15 protein-coding genes are annotated in these 19,007 nt (G+C 72.7%); 6 read left to right on the top strand and 9 right to left on the bottom strand.

Translation table 11 applies throughout. From position 1 onward, the window contains the following. Positions 1-57 precede the first annotated feature (57 nt). On the bottom strand, positions 58-789 hold the full coding sequence (locus BM242_RS06015) for a hypothetical protein (protein WP_093837604.1): 732 nt from the start codon (positions 787-789) through the stop codon (positions 58-60). Between the two features lie 99 nt (positions 790-888). Beyond that, a complete protein-coding gene (locus BM242_RS06010) occupies positions 889-1,371 on the bottom strand; it encodes an Lrp/AsnC family transcriptional regulator (protein ID WP_093837603.1) in 483 nt (160 codons plus the stop codon). A gap of 262 nt (positions 1,372-1,633) precedes the next feature. Between BM242_RS06010 and BM242_RS06005 the strand changes: the two genes are divergently transcribed. The 3 genes from BM242_RS06005 (at position 1,634) to BM242_RS05995 (ending at position 5,018) form a co-directional block, all read left to right on the top strand. Next, positions 1,634-2,854, top strand: coding sequence for a glycoside hydrolase family 12 protein (locus tag BM242_RS06005; protein WP_093837602.1), 1,221 nt, complete (start codon positions 1,634-1,636; stop codon positions 2,852-2,854). Positions 2,855-3,308: 454 nt separating this feature from the next. After that, positions 3,309-3,533, top strand: a complete 225-nt coding sequence (locus BM242_RS06000) for a hypothetical protein (protein ID WP_093837601.1) — start codon at positions 3,309-3,311, stop codon at positions 3,531-3,533. Positions 3,534-3,569: 36 nt separating this feature from the next. Then, positions 3,570-5,018, top strand: a complete 1,449-nt coding sequence (locus BM242_RS05995) for an AAA family ATPase (protein WP_093837600.1) — start codon at positions 3,570-3,572, stop codon at positions 5,016-5,018. A gap of 36 nt (positions 5,019-5,054) precedes the next feature. Here the strand turns inward: BM242_RS05995 and BM242_RS05990 are convergent, their stop codons facing one another. The 4 genes from BM242_RS05990 to afsR all read right to left on the bottom strand — a co-directional run bounded on the left by BM242_RS05990 (position 5,055) and on the right by afsR (position 9,278). Beyond that, the gene (locus BM242_RS05990; protein WP_093837599.1) at positions 5,055-5,408 is read right to left on the bottom strand and encodes a hypothetical protein; all 354 of its coding nucleotides are present in this window, start codon (positions 5,406-5,408) and stop codon (positions 5,055-5,057) included. Between the two features lie 227 nt (positions 5,409-5,635). Then, positions 5,636-5,779, bottom strand: a complete 144-nt coding sequence (locus BM242_RS29230; protein ID WP_175541289.1) for a hypothetical protein — start codon at positions 5,777-5,779, stop codon at positions 5,636-5,638. 133 nt (positions 5,780-5,912) lie between these two features. Continuing rightward, on the bottom strand, positions 5,913-6,074 hold the full coding sequence (locus BM242_RS29225; protein ID WP_175541288.1) for a hypothetical protein: 162 nt from the start codon (positions 6,072-6,074) through the stop codon (positions 5,913-5,915). Between the two features lie 207 nt (positions 6,075-6,281). Beyond that, positions 6,282-9,278, bottom strand: coding sequence for an SARP-family global regulator AfsR (afsR, locus tag BM242_RS05985; RefSeq protein ID WP_093837598.1), 2,997 nt, complete (start codon positions 9,276-9,278; stop codon positions 6,282-6,284). A 316-nt stretch (positions 9,279-9,594) separates the two neighbouring features. On the opposite strand from afsR, the gene BM242_RS05980 reads away from it, so the two are divergent. Next, positions 9,595-12,243, top strand: coding sequence for a bifunctional FO biosynthesis protein CofGH (locus BM242_RS05980; RefSeq protein ID WP_093837597.1), 2,649 nt, complete (start codon positions 9,595-9,597; stop codon positions 12,241-12,243). Positions 12,244-12,429: 186 nt separating this feature from the next. Continuing rightward, positions 12,430-13,554, top strand: coding sequence for an ADP-ribosylglycohydrolase family protein (locus BM242_RS05975; RefSeq protein WP_093837596.1), 1,125 nt, complete (start codon positions 12,430-12,432; stop codon positions 13,552-13,554). A gap of 126 nt (positions 13,555-13,680) precedes the next feature. Here BM242_RS05975 and BM242_RS05970 read toward each other — a convergent pair whose 3' ends face one another. The 3 genes from BM242_RS05970 to BM242_RS05960 form a co-directional block, all read right to left on the bottom strand. Continuing rightward, the gene (locus BM242_RS05970; protein WP_093837595.1) at positions 13,681-13,899 is read right to left on the bottom strand and encodes a DUF397 domain-containing protein; all 219 of its coding nucleotides are present in this window, start codon (positions 13,897-13,899) and stop codon (positions 13,681-13,683) included. A 227-nt stretch (positions 13,900-14,126) separates the two neighbouring features. Continuing rightward, positions 14,127-14,993 carry a helix-turn-helix domain-containing protein gene (locus BM242_RS05965; RefSeq protein WP_093837594.1) on the bottom strand — a complete coding sequence of 289 codons (867 nt, stop codon included), beginning with the start codon at positions 14,991-14,993 and terminating at the stop codon, positions 14,127-14,129. 276 nt (positions 14,994-15,269) lie between these two features. Continuing rightward, the gene (locus BM242_RS05960; protein ID WP_093837593.1) at positions 15,270-16,124 is read right to left on the bottom strand and encodes a GOLPH3/VPS74 family protein; all 855 of its coding nucleotides are present in this window, start codon (positions 16,122-16,124) and stop codon (positions 15,270-15,272) included. Between the two features lie 360 nt (positions 16,125-16,484). On the opposite strand from BM242_RS05960, the gene BM242_RS05955 reads away from it, so the two are divergent. After that, on the top strand, positions 16,485-18,857 hold the full coding sequence (locus tag BM242_RS05955; RefSeq protein ID WP_175541287.1) for a D-alanyl-D-alanine carboxypeptidase: 2,373 nt from the start codon (positions 16,485-16,487) through the stop codon (positions 18,855-18,857). Positions 18,858-19,007: the final 150 nt, after the last annotated feature.

The raw sequence follows: 19,007 nt of genomic DNA, 5'->3' as shown, positions 1-19,007 counted from the left end.
CCGAACGGGACTGAGCCGACCGGAGCTGAGGCCGTGCCGCCGGGGACGGGCCCGGCGTCAGGCGGCGTCGCGGTGGTCCCGGGGAGGCTCGGGCGGATAGCGGTACGGCCGCTGCCCCTCCGGGCCGCCGTCGCGCCGCGGGGGCGAGAAGTACGGGTGCGCATGCGGCTCCCGCTGCCCCGGCTGCTGCTCCGGCTCACCGTCCCACCGCGGATGCTCCTGAGTCGGCCGCGGTTCCCCGCCCGGCCCGGCCCCCGCCGCGTGCTGCCGTTCGGTCCGCGCATCCTCCGGATACGTCTCCGGATACGGCTCCGGCTCGGGCGCCGTCCGTTCCGGCTCCCGGGCGGTGCGGGCGTGCCGCCCGGCCACGGCCGGCTGCCGCCGCCCCGCCATCACCACTGCGGCCAGCAGCAGCCCGACCCCGGCGCCCAGCGCGGTCAGCGCGCCGGCGTTCACGCCCTCGCCGCCGATCAGCAGCGAGTCGGTGACCAGGTAGCGGCGCACCATCCACAGCACGGTCAGGCCGAGGGCCAGTACCCCGGCCAGCCCCACCAGCAGCCGGGAGCGCAGCACCACACCGACCACGGCCACCACCGTGATCACCACCATGGGCACCGCCAGCCCGGTCAGCAGGCCGGCCGTGGGCTCGCCCAGGTCGCCCGTTTCGAAGAGATCCAGCAGCCGGATGTCGCGTCCGGGCTGCCCCGCGAACCAGTCCAGGAAGGGACTGATCAGCAGGGCCGCCGCCGCGGCCAGCGCCATTCCGGCCCCCAGCACATTGCGCACCATCGGGAGTTGCCTCCTCCACCGAGGTTGCCTCGTCCACGGATTCGTGCCTCTCCCGACGCTACGCCCCGTCGTCCCGCCCCGCACCCTGAGCAGTTCCGGTCACCGGGGAGGACCGGGCGGGCCCGGGCGCGCCAGGCCGGGGGAGAGCGGCCGGCCGGGGAGCGGGCTGGAGTAGACGATGCTGGTGGTGACGGCGCCCAGCCCGGCGATCCGGCCCACGGTCTGTTCCAGATGGCGCATGGAACGGGCCAGTACCTTGATGACGAAGCAGTCCTCCCCGGTCACATGGTGGGCCTCCACCGCCTCCGGCAGGACGGCCAGCAGATCGTGGACCGGCCGGTAGTTGTTGGTCGGATAGCGCAGCCGGACCAGTGCCTGGATGGTCAGGCCCAGCTTCTCCGGATCCACCACCGCGGCGTAGCCGCCGATCACGCCGCTCTCCTCCAGCTTCCGCACCCGCTCGGTCACGGCGCTGGCGGACATCGAGACCTGCCGGGCGAGCTCCGCGAAGCTGGCCCGGCCGTCGCGCTGGAGCACCTCAAGCAGCCGCAGATCGGTCTCGTCCAGGGAAACCTCGGTCATGCGGCAGAAATACCGGGATCCTCCCGGCCGATCAAGCGGTGTGGGGTGTCTCACAGCGGCCGGGGCCAGGGACCGGGCGCCCATGTCACCCGGGTCGGCCGGCGGGCCGGGGCGCCCCCCGTGTCGAAGGGGATTCGATTCGGACAGGCAACTTCTGTTCCGTCTCTTGTCCCTGCTGCGGAAGCGTCCTACTGTCCGCAGCGGATTGCGTCATGGGAGCGCTCCCGCAGCACCAGAGGCCACCCCCTACCCGAGGAGCACCATGCGATTTCGACTGCGTGGCGCCGCCCTGGCCATTCTGGCCGCGCTGGCGTCGATCGCTGCCGTCGTGGCGCTGCCGCTGCCGGCCGCCCAGGCCGAGCCGGTCATCTGCGAGCAGTACGGCAGCACCACCGTCCAGGGCCGCTATGTCGTGCAGAACAACCGCTGGGGCACCAGCGCCACCCAGTGCATCGATGTGACCAGCAGCGGTTTCCGCGTCACCCAGGCCGACGGCAGCGTGCCCACCAACGGCGCGCCCAAGTCCTACCCGTCCATCTTCCTGGGCTGCCACTACACCAACTGCTCGCCGGGCACCAATCTGCCGATGCGCATCAGCGACATCCAGAGCGTGACCAGCAGCATCGACTACAGCTACGTCAACAACGCGACATACAACGCCTCCTATGACATCTGGCTGGACCCGACGCCCAAGCGGGACGGGGTCAACCAGACCGAGATCATGATCTGGTTCAACCGGGTCGGGCCCGTCCAGCCGATCGGCTCGCCCACGGCCAGCACCACGATCAACGGCCGCAGCTTCCAGATCTGGACCGGGAGCAACGGCAGCAACAACGTCATCTCCTTCCTGGCCGACTCGACCATCAACAGCTGGAACTTCGACGTCATGCCCTTCATCAACGAGGCGATGCGCCGGGGCATGGCGGACAACTCCTGGTACCTGACCAGCATCCAGGCCGGCTTCGAACCCTGGGAGGGCGGCGCGGGCCTGGCCGTCAACTCCTTCTCGGCCCAGGTGAACGAGGGCGGCAGCTCCGGCGGGAGCACCACCATCGGCGGCCCCAGCATCGGCGGCTCGACCACCAACGGCGGTTCCACCACCAACGGAGGTACGACCACCAACGGAGGTACGACCACCACCGGGGGCACCACCGGCGGGACCGGCGGAAGCTGCGCCGTGACCTACACCGAGAACGTGTGGCCGGGCGGCTTCACCGCCAATGTGACCGTGCGGAACAACGGCTCCTCGCCGCTGAACGACTGGCGGCTGGCCTTCACCCTGCCCAGCGGGCAGTCCGTCACCAGCGCCTGGAGCGCCACCATCAGCCCGTCCAGCGGCTCGGTGACCGCCACCCCGATGAGCTACAACAGCACCATCGCGGCGGGCGGCAGCCAGTCCTTCGGCTTCCAGGGCACCTACTCGGGCAGCTTCTCCGAGCCGTCCTCCTTCTCCCTCAACGGCACCGCCTGCACCGTCTCCTGACCCGCAGGCCCGGCCCACACCCGGGGGCGTACCCGGCGGCGGGAGCCGCCGGGTACGCCCCCGGCGGTATTCGGCAGGGCGCGCCCGGTCCGGATCAGGAGCCGTACAGGAAGTGCCGTGCTCGCCACGGCGGACCGTGAGCAATGCGACGAGACGGGGGTTCACCGGTGAGAAGACGGTATGCCGCGGCACTGCTCTCCGCCGTTACGGCAGCGGCGGCGACCACGGGGTGCACGGACCAAGCAGGATCGGAGAACGCACAGCCCACGCCGGGCGACATCGTGGAGTGGCAGGAGGAGGCATGGCAGAAGGCGGAGCGGCTCACCGCCGACTGCATGCGTGAGCAGGGGTTCGAGTACCTGCCCCGCCCCTTTGCAGATCCGGGAGACATCTCCGGGCTTGGGCAGCACGGCCTGGACTCCACCCCGTTGGAGTTCCGGCTCCGGTCTCCGGCGTGCGGGAGGACGGCTTCGGCTTCACCGACCGGATTCTGGGACCGGAGGAGCCGGAGACCGGCGCGGAGGACCCGAACGACGCCTTGACGGCCGCCCTTCCAGAGGGCGAGGCCGACGCCTGGCGCCGGGCCCTGCACGGCGCCGCGGCGGACGGGCTCACCCGTGACATGCCCGAGGACGTCGCGGCCGGGCGAGATGCATGTGGGAAGACAGTGTATGTTTGATCTATGTAGAAGATTTCTACATAGATCGGAGGGAAGGTGGAGTCCTTCATCGGGCGTGCGGCAGAGCTGAGGCTGCTGGGCAAACGCCTGGAGCGAGTGGCCAGGACCGGGCAGGGGGTGGCGGTGGCCATCCGGGGGCGGCGCCAGGTGGGGAAGTCACGGCTCGTCCAGGAGTTCTGCGACCGGGCCGGGGCGCCGTATGTCTTCTACGCCGCGACCAAGGGGGCCTCCCCGGTGGAGGGCGTCGCCGCGTTCCTGGCCGAGGTACGGGAGTCGACGCTGCCCGCCGACCGGGAGAGCATCCCGGCCGGGCCGGTGGCCGACTGGGCCGACGCCTTCCGGGTGCTGAGTGCCGTCCTGCCGGATCGGCCGAGCATTGTGGTGCTCGACGAACTGCCCTGGCTTGCGGAGCAGGACCCGGTGTTCGACGGTGCCCTGCAGACGGCCTGGGACCGGCTGCTGTCCTCCCGTCCGGTGCTGCTCCTGCTGCTCGGCAGCGACCTCCACATGATGGAACGGCTCACCGCCTACGAGCGGCCCTTCCACGGCCGGGCGGACAACCTGGTGCTGGGCCCGCTCAATCCGGCGGAGACCGGGGCCGCCCTGGACCTCCCCGCGGCCGACGTCCTTGACGCCCATCTGGTCACCGGCGGGCTGCCCGGCATCATCCGCGCCTGGCCGCCGGGCACCCCGCCGCTGGACTTCATGGAGGCCGAGTGTGCCGACCCGGCCTCGCCGCTCTTCGGCGTCCCCGAGTCCGCGCTGCTGGCCGAATTCCCGGCGCCCGACCAGGCCAGGCGCGTACTGGAGGCAGTCGGCAGCGGCGAACGGACGCATGCCACCATCGCGGCGGCGGCCGGGGGGCGCGAAGGGGCACTGCCGTCCGGTGTGCTCTCACCCCTGCTGCGCCGGCTGACCCAGGACAAGCGGGTGCTGGCGGTGGACAGCCCGCTGTCCACCCGTCCGGGCCGCCCGGCCCTGTACCGGGTGGCCGACAGCAACCTCCGGCTCTATCTGGCGGCCCTGCGCGGGGCCCAGGAACAGACCCGGCGCGGCCGTCCGGAAGCCGCGTTCCGGCTCATCCGGCGGCGCTGGACGGCCTGGCGCGGCCGGGCGGTCGAGCCGCTGGTGCGGGAAGCGCTGGAGACCGCTGCGCTGGCGGGTGACCTGCCCTGGCCGGGTGTCGAAGCGGTGGGCGGCTGGTGGAACCGGAGATTCGATCCGGAGATCGATCTGATCGGCGCGGACCGCGCTCCGGTGGCGCGTGCACTGTTCTTCGCCGGGTCGGTGAAGTGGCTGGGCACCCCGTTCGACCAGCACGACCTAGCCGCCCTGCGCCGGGGAGCCGCCGAGGTGCCCGGGTTGGACCCGGGGACCACGGAGCCGGTCGTGGTCTCCCTCTCCGGGCTCCACACGGCCGTGGACCGCGCGGCGGTACGGCTGCTGTGGGGACCGCAGGACATCCTCGCCGCCTGGGCCGACTGACCCGCGCCAGGGGGCGGCTCGTCGGTCCGGGCCGGTTCACGGGCCCAGCCCCTGGAGGAGTTCCTCCGCTTCGCGGGCGTCGGGGTGGCCGAGCTCGTCGAAGAGGGCGAACGCCTCCTCCCAGTGGCCTCGTGCGGCTTCCAGCCGTCCCTGGGCGTGGCGGGCTCTGCCGGGCGCGACCAGAACCGTGGCGCGCCGCCAGTCGCCACCGATTCCCCGCAGTGTGGACAGGGATTCCCCGGCCAGCGCCGCCGCCTCGGGCTCGCCCTTGGCGAGACGGACCACGGACAGCCGGCAGAGGGTCATCCCGGTCCACAGGCGCAGCCGGTTCTGCCGGAAGGTGGCCAGTGCCGTGGTGAACTCCGCTGATCCGGCGCGGGCTGACGGCATGACGCATGGCGGCACGATAGGAGGCCGGTTCCGGTGGCGTCCCCTCCGCGTCACCGGAACCGGCCTCCGTGGCCGGCGGCCTGTTCGGCGGTTCCCCCGCGACCGCCGAACAGGCCGCCCCCGGGCCGCCGTTCCCCCTCGGCGACCCCGTTGCACCGAGTCTGACAGCCGGCCGTAAACGATCGATAAACGTCGTTTCCGGTTGCGGCCCGATGCGGGGGGGGAGTTCAGGAGGTGGAGTGGTCGGCGAGCACTTCCGTTCCCCGGTCGTCCCCGGTCGCGGCGTGCAACGCCCAGGCGCCGACGGCCGCCCCCGCCGCCAAGGCGCAGGCGAGGAGCAGACTGGTGACGGTGGCGCGCAAACGGTTCATGGTGAGAGTCCTCCACCCGTGGTCTTGTCGGCGGCACATTCTCGGCGGCACAGCGGTGCGCATGCCCTTCGCATGCCGGGGAGGCTCGCCCCGGACCGCGGGGCGAGCCTCCTGGGCTCGATGTCCTCCCGGATCAGGAGGTGTAGTGATCGTCGGGCTCTGGGTTGTCACCCTTCGGCTTGGTCGGAACCTGGGGGTCCTCCAGGCTTCCGGCGGCGGCCGGGTCGGTGGACGCTTCCGGATCGGCGAGCACGTCCTCGGTCAGCGGCATCTTCGGCTTCGATTCCTCGGGCAAGGTCACTCCTCTGTGCTTTCTTCGGGTGTGGCAGCAGGCAGGTGTCCACCGGGGCTCACCCGCTTCCGGCGCGACAGGCGCCGGTCTGTCGGCTGCTGGTCCCCAGAGCCCAGCGATGCTGCGCAGGAGACTCGCAGTCGGCGATAAACATCTGATGAACAGGCCAGTATGCCGGAGGTCAGTGGCCGGTTCCCGGCCGCGCCTCCGTCAGCGGGCGGGCACCACCGAAACCGGGGCCATGAGCCCCAGCAGCTCCCTGACCACGGGAACTTCCGGTGAACCCAGCTCCTCGAAGACCGCCAGCGCGTCCCGCCAGCAGGCGCGGGCCCGGTCTGTCTGGCCGAGCGCGTCCAGCGCCCTGCCCAGCACCACGAGTACGGTGCCGCGCCGCCACTCACCGCCGATGCCGCCCAGCACCAGGGCGGTCTCCGCGTGGCTCGCCGCTTCGCCCGGGCGTCCGGCGGCGAGATGGGCCTCGGCGATACGGAAGTGCGAGACCCCTTCCCAGAGCCGCTGCCGGCTGTCCCGGAAACCGCGGAGCGCCAGATGCAGTTCGGTCAGCGCCTCCTCAGGCCGCCCGCCGTTGGTCAGCGTGATGCCGAGGGAGTAACGCGCGTTGGCCAGCCGCAGGGCGAGCCCCAGCGACATGCAGATCTCCACCCCGTGCCGGGCGCTGTCGATCGCCTGGTCGAGCAGTCCCTGGTCGGAGTAGATGCGTGCCACATTGGTCAGCACGCTGGCCTGGCCGGTCAGGTTCTCATCGGCTCGGAAGGCGGCCAGCGCCCGCTCGAAGTGGCGTGCCGAGTCCTCCAGCCGCCCCTGGTAGTGGGCGATGATGCCCAGATCGTTGGCCGCCGTGCACCGCACCACCGGATCGTCGGCCGCTTCGCCGAGATTCAGGGCTTCCCGGGCCATGGCGTTGCCCTCCGCCATCCGGCCGCCCAGGCTGTGGCCGTGGGCCAGCACACACACCGCGCGCCCCTGCGCCCGCGCGTCGCCGGCCCGCGCCGCCACCGCGCGCACCACCTGCGCGGCCTGCTCGAACTGATGGGAGCAGACGCCGGATTCGGCCAGATCCTGGGCGGCCAGCAGCAGATCGGCGGCCTTGCGCAGGGTGGCCGGACGGTGGGCCGCCTGGCGGGCCGCGGCCAGCAGGTTCTCGCCCTCGGCATAGAGCCAGTCCAGCGCCGAGCCCCGGTCGGTGAACCGGAGCCCCGGATGGGCCGTCGGCTCCAGATGCGTGATCAGCCGGTCCCCCGGGCGCTGCATCCCGTAGACGGTGGCGGCGGTGGCCAGGTAGAAGTCCAGCAGCCGGGTCCGGGCGGCCTCGCGTTCGGCGGGCGGCTGCTCGTCGCGCTCGGCGCGCGCCCGGGCGAAGAGGCGGACCAGGTCGTGGAAGCGGTACCGGCCGGGCGCCGCGGATTCCAGCAGGCTGGCGTCGACCAGGGACTCCAGCAGGTCCTCGGTAACGGCCGGGCCGCGGTCGAGGAGCGCCGCGGCGGCGGGCAGCGAGATGTCGGGGCCGTCGGCCAGGCCCAGCAGCCTGAAGGCACGGGCCTGTTCCGGGTCGAGCGGCTGGTAGCCGAGCTCGAAGGTGGCGGCCACGGCCTGGTCTCCGGCGGTCAGCTCGTCCAGGCGGCGGCGCTCGTCGGCGAGGCGCTCGGCCAGGGTCGCCACGGTCCAAGTGCGGCGGGAGGCCAGCCGGGAGGCGGCGATCCGGATGGCCAGCGGCAGAAAACCGCAGGCTCCGACCACATCACGGGCGGCCTGCCGCTCGGCGGCCACCCGCTCGGTGCCGACGATCCGGGTGAAGAACGCCAGCGCCTCCTCCGGGCTCATCACATCGAGATCCACCAGATGGGCCCCAGCGAGGTCGATCATCCGGACCCGGGAGGTGATCAGGGCGGCGCAGCCGGGGGTACCGGGCAGCAGCGGGCGCACCTGGGCGGCGTCCCGGGCGTTGTCCAGCAGGGCCAGGACCCGGCGCCCGTCCAGCAGAGACCGGTAGAGCGCGGCGCGCTCCTCCACCCCGTCGGGCATGGCGGAGCCGGAGACGCCCAGGGCGCGCAGAAAGGCACCGAGCACGGCCCCCGGTTCGGCCGGGTCCTGGCCCGCGCCCTGGAGGTCGGTGTAGAGCTGCCCGTCCGGGAAGTGGTCCCGGCAGGCGTGCGCGACCTGCACGGCCAGGGTGGTCTTGCCCACGCCGCCGATGCCGGCCACCGCCGACAGCGCCATCACCGAGCCGCCGGCCGAGGCGAGCTGTTCGCCGAGTTCCGCGACAAACGCCCTGCGACCGGTGAAGTCGGGTACGGCCGCGGGAAGCTGATGCGGGGTGACGGGGGTCGGGCCGGCCGACGTGCGGTTCTCGGCCCGGATGATCAGTGATTCGTCGGCGTTGAGAATGCGCTGGTGAAGTTCGGCCAGCTCGGGGCCGGGATCGACGCCGAGCTCGTCGAGCAGATAGCGGCGGGCGTCGGCGTACACCCCCAGCGCCTCGGCCTGCCGGCCGGACCGGTACAGCGCCAGCATCAGCAGCTCACGGAACCGCTCGCTGGTCGGGAACTCATTGGTCAGCGTGGTCAGCTCGGAGACCGACTCGGCGTGCAGGCCCGCCTGGAGCCCTTTCTCCAGCCGCTGCTCCAGCAGAACCCGCCGCCGCTCCTCCCACTGCCTGCGGTGCACCTCGGCGTCCGGGCCGGGCACGGCGGTCAGAGGCTCGCTCTCCCACAGTGCCAGCGCCTCGCCGTACAGCGCGTGCGCGCGCAGCGGGTCACCTCCGGCCGCGGCCTTCTCGGCCGCCGAGGCCAGCTCCGTCACCTGGGCGGTGTCCAGGGTGTCGCCGGGCGCCAGCCGCAGGGCGTAGCCGCCGGATTCACTGACCAGCGCGTCAGCGCGTGGGCCGAGCGCCTTGCGCAGCCGCGAGGCGTAGGTGCGCAGCGCGGCCCTGGCCTGCTGCGGCGGCTCCTCCCCCCACAGGGCGCCGATGAGTTCCTGCGCCGAGGCGGTCCGCCCCTCGCGCAGCAGCAGCGTGGCCAGCAGCGCACGCTGGCGGGGCTGGCCTGCCTCGACCTGCTGTTCCCCGAGGCGAATGCGCACCGGGCCGAGCACGGACCAGTGCAGGGCGGGCTGCTGCCGACCGGCTCCGTCCGCTGTGGCTCCGCGGGGGCCCGGCACCGCTACCGAGGTCCCCTCACCGTCGGTCATCTGATACCTCTGTGCTTTCTGCGCCGACCTGCTTTCGCGCGTGCGCCTGAGCGCTTGTGCAAGTCTGCCCTGTGCCTGCCGATTTCGTTAGGGTGCGTCCACGTCAACGGGCACATCGGGGCCGTGGACCCGTTTCGTACCGCTCATTGTCCCGTGTCTCTCCGGTACCGAGACGTGACGCCGGGGGCGGACCGCCGGTTCCGGGGGGAGTGAGCCCGGCCGTGCACGCGGCCACCGGGGCGGGTGTGCCCGGTGGCACAACGGGCGTGTCGCACCTCTTTCTTATGTTTGCCGTGCTCTTCCTTATGCTCGGTCCATGACGATCAGCGCGCAGGGAAAGGGCACGGTGCCGCCGGTGCCGGGGCCGACACCCACCGCCATGCGACGCGCTCTGCGCCGGGCGCGGGACGGGGTGGCGCTGGACGCCGCGGAGGCGGAGGTGCTGCTCCGGGCCACCGGGGAGGATCTGGCCGCGCTCTGCCGGTCCGCCGCCCGGGTGCGGGACGCCGGGCTGGCCGCGGCCGGCCGTCCCGGGGTGCTCACCTATTCCAGGAAGGTGTTCATCCCGCTGACCCGGCTGTGCCGGGACCGCTGCCACTACTGCACCTTCGTCACCGTGCCCGGCAAGCTGCGCGCGGCCGGGCGGCAGCCGTATCTGACGCCCGACGAGGTGCTGGACATCGCCCGCCGCGGCGCGGCACTCGGCTGCAAGGAAGCCCTGTTCACGCTCGGGGACCGGCCCGAGGACCGCTGGCCGGAGGCCGCCGAGTGGCTGCACGCGCACGGCTACGCCACCACGCTGGACTATCTGCGGGCCATGGCCATCCGGGTGCTGGAGGAGACGGGCCTGCTGCCGCATCTCAACCCCGGGGTGCTGAGCTGGGCGGACTTCCAGCGGCTGAAGCCGGTGGCGCCCTCCATGGGGATGATGCTGGAGACCACCGCCACCCGGCTGTGGTCCGAGCCCGGCGGCCCGCACCACGGCTCGCCGGACAAGGAACCGGCGGTGCGGCTGCGGGTGCTGGAGGACGCCGGCCGCTCCAGCGTGCCGTTCACCACCGGGCTGCTGATCGGCATCGGGGAGACCTTCGCCGAGCGCGCCGAGTCGCTGTTCGCGCTGCGCCGCGTCGCCCGCGCCTACCGGGGCATCCAGGAGGTGATCGTGCAGAACTTCCGTGCCAAGCCGGACACGGCCATGCGCGGCGCCCCGGACGCCGGGGCGGAGGAGCTGGCCGCGGCCATCGCCGTGGCGCGGCTGCTGCTCGGGCCCGAGGCCCGGATCCAGGCGCCGCCCAATCTGGCCGAGGAGGAGCAGTACGCCCTGCTGATCGGAGCCGGGATCGACGACTGGGGCGGGGTCTCGCCGCTCACCCCCGACCATGTCAATCCGGAACGCCCCTGGCCGCACATCGACCGGCTGGCGGAGCGCACCGCCGCATCCGGCTTCACCCTGCGGGAACGTCTCACCGTCTACCCGGAGTTCATCCGGCGCGGCGAGCCCTGGCTGGATCCGCGGCTGCTGCCGCATGTCACGGCGCTGGCCGAGCCGGACACCGGGCTGGCCAGGGCCGGGGCCGAGCCGCGGGGCCTGCCCTGGCAGGAGCCGGACGCGCCGCTGACCGCCTCCGGCCGCACCGATCTGCACCGCACCATCGACACCGCCGGCCGCAGCGCCGACCGCCGGGCCGACTTCGCCGAGGTGTACGGCGACTGGGAGGCGCTGCGCGAACGCGCCGGGGCCGGTGCTTCCGGCGCCGGCGCCGGCGCCGCCCCGGAGCGGCTGGACGGCGAGGTGCGGGCGGCGCTGCGGACCGCCGCCGAGGACCCGGCCCGGCTCACCGACGACCAGGCCCTGGCCCTGCTGCACGCCGACGGCCCGGCACTGGACGCGCTGTGCGGCATCGCCGACGCGCTGCGCCGCGAGGTGGTCGGCGAGGAAGTGACCTATGTGGTCACCAGGAACATCAACTTCACCAATGTCTGCTACACCGGCTGCCGGTTCTGCGCCTTCGCCCAGCGCCGCACCGACGCCGACGCCTACACCCTCTCCCTGGAGCAGATCGCCGACCGGGCCGAACAGGCCTGGGAGGTGGGCGCGGTGGAGGTGTGCATGCAGGGCGGCATCCACCCGGATCTGCCCGGCAGCGCCTACTTCGGCCTCGCCCGGGCGGTCAAGGAGCGGGTCCCCGGCATCCATCTGCACGCCTTCTCCCCGATGGAGGTGATCAACGGCGCCGCCCGCACCGGGCTTTCGGTGCGGGACTGGCTCACCGCCGCCAAGGAGGCCGGGCTGGACTCGATCCCGGGCACGGCCGCGGAGATCCTGGACGACGAGGTCCGCTGGGTGCTCACCAGGGGCAAGCTGCCCGCGGCCGACTGGATCGAGGTCGTCTCCACCGCGCACCGGCTGGGCCTGCGCTCCTCCTCCACCATGATGTACGGGCATGTGGACGAACCCCGCCACTGGCTGGGGCACTTGCGCACCCTGGCCCGGATGCAGCGGGAGAACGAGGAACTGGGGGTGGCCGGCTTCACCGAGTTCGTGACCCTGCCGTTTGTGCACACCAACGCGCCGGTGTATCTGGCCGGGCTGGCCCGGCCGGGCCCCACCGCCCGGGAGAACCGCGTGGTGACGGCCATGGCCCGGCTGCTGCTGCATCCGCATATCACCAATATCCAGACAAGCTGGGTGAAGCTGGGTGCCGAGGGTGCCGCCGAGATGCTGCGCAGCGGCGCCAACGACCTGGGCGGCACCCTGATGGAGGAGACCATCTCCCGGATGGCCGGCTCCCGTTACGGTTCGCACCGCTCGGTGGCCGAGCTGCGGGCCATCGCCGAGGCGGCCGGCCGGCCCTCCCGGCTGCGCACCACCACCTACGGCGAGGTCCCGGCCGAGCGCGCCGAACGTGCCCTCGCCGCCGACGGCCGCCTCCCCGCCCTCCTGCCCCTCACCGCACCCGACTGACGGCGTCGACCGCGCGGCTGCGCGGCGGTGTGCGCCCGGTGCCCCCCGGTTGTGCCCGGATGCACACGGTGCGTGCCCGACACCTCCCCCCGGGGGCTCATGACGAAGGCCGGGACGGTGTCTTACGCTGCCAACGATTGCCGGAGGCCGGGGGCCGGGGGCCGGACGACAAGGGGGCAGCGCGAGATGACGGCACCGACCGCCGACGGGGGTCTGTGGGGGCGGGCGGAGCAGGAGGCGTTCCGCAGCCGGGTGCGCGGCTGTCTGCTCGGCGGCGCCATCGGGGACGCACTGGGCGCCGGCATCGCCTCCGACCCGCTGGAGACGATCCGCGAGCGGTACGGCCCGGACGGCGTCACCGGCTATGTCCCCGCCTACGGCCGGACCGGCGCGGTCACCGACGACACCCAGCTGACCCTGTTCACCGTGGACGGTCTGATCCGCGCCCATGTCCGCCGGGACACCGGTGCCTGGCACCCGCCCACCGATGTGCACGCCGCCTACCGCCGCTGGTACCGCACCCAGCGCGACTGGGGACCGGACGAGCGGCGCGCCGAGGACGGCTGGCTGGCCCGCGAGGAATGGCTCTACGCCCGGCGCGCCCCCGCCCGGGCCTGCCTGAGCGGCCTGGCCGACGCCGTGATGGGCACCGTCGAGAAGCCCAAGAACCCCGGCTCCAAGGGCTGCGGCACGGTGACCCGCTCCGCCCCCTTCGGGCTGCTGGCCGGCTGGGACCCGCGGCTGGTGTTCCAGATGGGCGTGGAGTGCGCCGCCCAGACCCATGGCCACCCCACCGGGCAGTTGGCGGCCGGTGCCTTCGCCGCCGTGGTGCACGCCGTGGTGCGCGGCGACGACCTGGACTCGGCGGTGCAGAAGGCCCTGGCCCAGCTCTCCGTGCGGGCCGGTCACGAGGAGACCGCCGAGGCCCTGCAACGCGCCCTCGGCGCGGTCCGGCAGGGCCTGCCCGGCCCCGAACGGGTGGCCTCCCTGGGCGAGGGCCGCACGGCCGAGGAGGCGCTGGCCATCGGCGTCTACTGCGCCCTGGTCGCCGAGGACGTCCGGCACGGGCTGCTGCTGGCGGTCAATCACGGCGGGGATTCCGATGCCACCGGTGCGGTGTGCGGCGGTCTGCTCGGCGCGATGTACGGGGAGACCGCGCTGCCGCCCGATCTGCTGGCCGGGCTGGAGGGCCGGGCCACCATCCTGGAGCTGGCCGACGACTTCGCCATGGAGATGACCCAGGGGCCGGCGCTGCACAGCCCCGGGCGGGCGTCCCCCGCGTGGCTGGAACGCTACCCCCGCCGCCTGTGACCCCCGTCCGGTGACCCTTCGTGACGGCCGTTGCCCCGCTGGGCCGTTGCCGCGCCGGGCCGTTGCCCCGCCGGGACCGCTGCGGGTGCTGCCGCCGGCCGCCGGAACGGTCGGCGGCAGGCCGAGTCAGCCCTGGGCGCCGCCGGTCAGCGCGCCCCGGCCGGCGGCTGCGACGAACACCTCCCAGGAGACCGGTCGGAAGCCCAGCCGTGCCCCCGCCGGAACCTTGGAGTCACGCACCAGAAAGGTCTCGTCGTTTGGAGACCTGACCTCCAGACAGGCGCCATTGCCGCCCGAATAGGAGGACTTCTGCCATCTGTGCGTCTTGCCCTGCTGCATTGCCATGAGTGCCACTGGCCTTTCCCGTGTACTGCACGCCCGCTCATGCGGCGGTGTGTGGGCGTGACCGTACTAGCCAGGTGGCCCAGACGGTGAGATCCATCACTCAACCGGGCGATGGATGGAGGCGGTTCTGGATATGTTTACCCAAGACCTGTAACCTATGCGGATTTCCCGGCCGGGCCCCGTCGACGGCGGTCTCCGGCGGCGCGGCCGTCCGGCCCGCGGAGGCCCTAGGCGACGGTGTACTCCTTGATCATCTCGGCGATGAAATCGCGGGTCTGCTCCGGGCTGTGCGCCTCGGCGCGCAGATGCTCGTACATCACGCTGTAGTGCTGCACATCGTTGGCCTTCTCCAGATAGAGGTCACTGGTGACCCCCTCCAGATAGATGACCGAGGAATCCGCCGAGTCCGGGAACTCCAGAATCGCGTACTGGCCGTTCAGCCCGGGATGCGCGCCGCAGGAGAACGGCATCACCTGGAGCGTGACATGCGGCAGCCGGGAGACCTCCACCAGATGTTTCAACTGGGCGGACATCACCGCGGCACCGCCGACCATGCGGCGCAGCGCCGCCTCGTCCACCACCGCCCACAGCCGCAGCGGATTGCGGGTCTCGTGCACCCGCTGCTGCCGCCGCATCCGCACCTGGACCCTGCGGTCCGCGTCCTCCTCGGCGATCTCCGGCAGCGCGCCCCGGATCACCGCCCGCGCGTAGTCCTCGGTCTGGAGCAGACCCGGCACCACCTGCGGCTCATAGATCCGCAGCGAGGCCGCCTCGGTCTCCAGTCCTATGTAGACGCTGTAGGTGGGGGAGAGCTCGGCGAACGCGTGCCACCAGCCCTGCTGCCGCGACTCCTTGGCCATCTGCATCAAGGACTCCACCAGCTTGCGGTCCTTGACGTCGTAGACGCCGCACAGATCGCGCACATCACGCGGACTTATGCTGCGTCTGCCGTTCTCCAGCCGGCTGATCTTGGACTGCGAGACCAGCAGCCGCTCGGCGACCTCCTCGGCCGTCATCTGCCGCTCTTCCCGGAGCCTGCGCAGCTCCTGGCCCAGCCTCCGCCGCCGCACCGTGGGATTGACGTTTGCCGCCACGGACCGTGCACCTCCGTCGATTCACTGCCCAGAACCGTGTGACTGCCGCAAGCAGCAAGCCTGCCATCAACAGCCGCTCTGCGCTGGAGAATGACAACAGAGGGTGCCCGGGCGCAAGCGCGGGGTAGGGCAACGGCCATATTCTGCCCGGCCGTTGCCCTGCTCCGCAGACATGCGCTCCGCAAGCGCGACCCGTCCGGCGGCCACCGCCCGCCCGTGCCGGAGCGGCCGGCCCGGGCGGCGATCGCCGCCGGTGGTCTGCCGTGGATCGCGGTGTCAGCCCCGCAGCCCGGTCAGCCCGGAGGTCAGCCCGGAGGACGACCGGGCCGAGGCCCGCGCCACCTCCAGCCGCCGCCGCGGGTCCGGCACCGGCTGCGGCTTGCGCACCCGGTGCCCGGCGCCCGAAGGCGCCACCGCCGCCGCCGGAGCGGGCGCGGCCGGCCTGCGGGACCGCGCCCCGTTGCCGCCGCCGGGTGCCGCTGCCGCCGCCGGACGCCGGGCCTGGCCCGCCACACCGTTCTGGACATCCATCACGGCATGCGCCACGAGGCCGCCCATCGGGTCGTGCCGGATCAGATCCCGCAGCCGGGACCGGGACGAGCGGCCCTCGTTGCCCGGGTAGAGATGCTTGCCCAGCCCGACCGCGTGGGCCAGGGCGGCCAGCGCCGCGGTGCGTGCGTCCGGTGGGGTACCGGTGCGGATCGCGGTGTCCAGACGCGCCTTGATCTGCCTGCTGACCTCGGTGTCCGTCGCCTGGTACCGGGTCGTCGGCAGCACGCCGCACATCTGGCTCTCCACGGCGTGCACCATGCCGCAGCGCTCCAGGTGCGCCAGATAGGTCTGGCGCAGTCCGAGCCGTGGACCGCCGATCCAGTTGACCGCGCGTACCGGAGCGCCGCGCCTGCGCAGCAGCTCCAGCGCACAGTCGAGTGTCGGATCCCCTGTCGGCCGTGGCAGTACCACCACGATGCGATCGCCGTCAGGGGCTATTCGTCCCGCCAGAGCGAGCTCCACGAGCTGTGCCCCGGCAAGACCGAGATCAAGGGACTGCGGCTGTGCAGTGGTACCCGTGGCCGGGTCCAGAGCGAGCAGCAGCAGCTCCTCCGGAATGGTTCTACGACTCCTGCCCATCCATGCCTCCCCGCGTGGATGAAAGACAGGGTGACGCCTCTCACAGACATCTGTCGAGAGCGCGTGTTCGTTTCGTAATGGAACCCGTAGATATGTCGTTGTCGTCCTGTCTCTCTGGATGGCGGGTTTCCCACCCGCTTGGGGCCTGCGCGGCCGGGTGCCGTGAACCCGGCACACTGATAGCGGCGCAATGCCCTTGGACCAGCAATGAGGGAGGCAGGAGTGGCGGGCCGGTCCCCGGACACTTCGGAACGCGATCGGGAGCAAAGGCAGTCACCGGAGAAGACGTCCGAAGGGCGGGAGATGGTTCCCTCGGGCGTGGCCGTACACGGGGACGATGCGGGGGAGACGAGCGCGGAAATGAGCGCCGGCAATACGCCTGACCAGGAGACAACGACGCTGCGGCGGTCCGAGGCCGCCGCCGGCGCGGCGGCCGGGCCGGCCGGAAATGACGACGGCGGGCCGGGTAACGATTCGACGACGATGATGCGGCTCTCCGATCTCGTGGGCGCAACAAAGGCGGCAAAGGCCGCAAGGGAGGCAGGGGAGGCGGCACCCGCCCCGGAATCCGGGGCAGGCACCGGCGAGAGCCGGGACGGGGACACGCACGGGGACGAGCACGGGGACGAGCACGGTGAGGGGGACGGGAACGGGGACGGGAACGGGGACGAGATCACCGAGGAAGCCCCGGCCCTGCCCGCGGCAGCGGAGAGTGACCGGCCGGAACCCGCGGACCCCGGCGACGAGCCCGTCGCCGTCGCGCCCGCCGCGGCCGGCCGGGCGACACGTGGTGTGGACGAGACGGACGGGGAGTCGGTGCTCGCCATCCCGCTGATGTCCGGGGACACCGGTACCACCGCTCTGCGGATCCGGGAGGATGCCGAACCGGCCTCGTCCGGACCCCCGGCCGCCCCCGAGCCTTCCGGGAGCCCCGAGGACGGCGCCCCGGGCGAGCCGGACGCACCGGCCGGACCGCCGGAGCACGGCCCCGACCAGGGCACCGCCGTGCTGCGGCTGCCCGCCGCGCCCGAGGGACCGGAGGAGCCGGCGGAACCCGAGGTACCGGAGGAGCCGGAGACGCCGGAGGAGCCGAGGGAGAGGGGCGACCGGGCGACCACCGCCCTGCGGCTGCCCGCCGAAACGCCGCAGCGGGCTCCTGAGCGCCCCGCGGCGCCGCCGAAGCGGGAAAACCCCACGGGGCCGCCACAGGGCCGCGGAAAGACGGAGGAAGCCCCTCCGGCCCCGCCGTCCCGGCCGGTCCAGGACCCCCGTCTGGCGGTGCCGCCGCCCAAGCCGTCCGCCGCGCCGCCCGCACCGGAGCGGAAGCCGGCCCCCGCGACCGAACCGCCCCGGCCGCAGCCCCTGCCGCGGCCGGAGCCGCAACCGGAGCCGCAGCCGGAGTCCCGGCCCCGGCCGGACTACAAGCCGGAACTGAAGCCGGTCGACAACCCGCTCGCGCTGCTCGCCGAGCTGACCAACCGTCCGGCGCCCAGGCCCGGCCCGCTGCGCACCCTCGCCCGGCGCATCAAGATCTGGACCCCGCTCGTCCTGCTGCTGCTGATCGCGCTCACCGTGGTCCAGTGGGTGCGTCCGCTGCCCGAGCCGGCCCTGACCCTGACCGCCGAGGAATCCTTCACCTTCGAGGGCGAGACCCCGGCCGTGCCGTGGCCCGAAACCGGCCAGGCCGCGCTGGATGTGGACGGCATCGGCTCGTTCGGCACCTTCGGCGAGCAGGTGCCGGTCCCGATCGCCAGCGTCACCAAGACCATGACCGCGTATGTCATCCTGCGCGATCATCCGATGAAGACCGATGAGGACGGTGCCCAAATTCCGGTCGACGAACAGGCCGAGGAGGACTTCGGCCTGGGCGAGACCCGGGGCGATTCGGTGGTGCCGGTCCAGGCCGGCGACACCCTCACCCAGCGGGAGGCGCTTCAGGCGCTGATGATCGCCTCCGGCAACAACATCGCCTGGCTGCTGGCCCGCTGGGACTCCGGCTCGCAGGAGGCGTTTGTGCGGAAGATGAACGACGCCGCCGCCGAACTGGGCATGACGAACACCACCTTCACCGACCCCAGCGGTTTCGACCTGGGCTCCGTCTCCACCGCCGAGGACCTGGTCAAGCTGGGCCGGGCGGCCATGGAGAACCCGGTCCTGCGGCAGATCGTCACCCTTTCCGAATACACCGACCAGTACGGCAATGTGCACCGGAACGGGAATTTCCTGGTGCCGGTCGGCGGCGTGGTCGGCATCAAGACCGGCAGCCGCACCGCCTCCGGCGGCAACTTCCTCTTCGCCGCCCGGCAGGAGGCGGCGGGCGAGAGCCGGCTGATCGTCGGCGCGGTGCTGGCCCAGCCGCCGCACCCGTCCGACAACTCCATCCGCACCGGTGCCGTGCTGGCGGGCGACGAGCTGATGAAGTTCGCCCAGCAGCAGTTGCTGAGCGAGACCATCCTCTCCGCCGGAGACGTCGTCGGACATGTGGACGACGGCCTCGGCGGCCGGACGCCGGTGACGGTCACCGAAGACGTCCGGGCGGTCGGCTGGTCCGGGCTGGAGGTGGAGATCGAACTCGCCGGAAAGGACGGGGAACTGCCCGGCACGGCCGAGGCCGGCACGGTGGTGGGCTCGCTCACCGTGGGGGACGGGACAGGAGCGGTCGAAGTGCCGATCGCCCTGGAAAACGATCTCACCGAGCCGGGGCCGGGCGCGAGACTTCTCCGTCTGGGGTAAACAGGAATGCGGTTCTCGGGCGGGGCGCGTGTCGCGACGGTTACAAACTCGCGGGTACCGTCGCGCCGCGCCCCCGAGGACTGCCTAACCGGCGCCTTGCGCGCTACAGTCGGTCCCCCCAGCAGCTCAGCGGGTTGTCCACGGGGGGGT

The organism is Streptomyces aidingensis, assembly GCF_900112355.1.
Lineage (GTDB): Bacteria > Actinomycetota > Actinomycetes > Streptomycetales > Streptomycetaceae > Streptomyces > Streptomyces aidingensis.
This window is presented reverse-complemented; position numbering and strand designations above follow the sequence as displayed.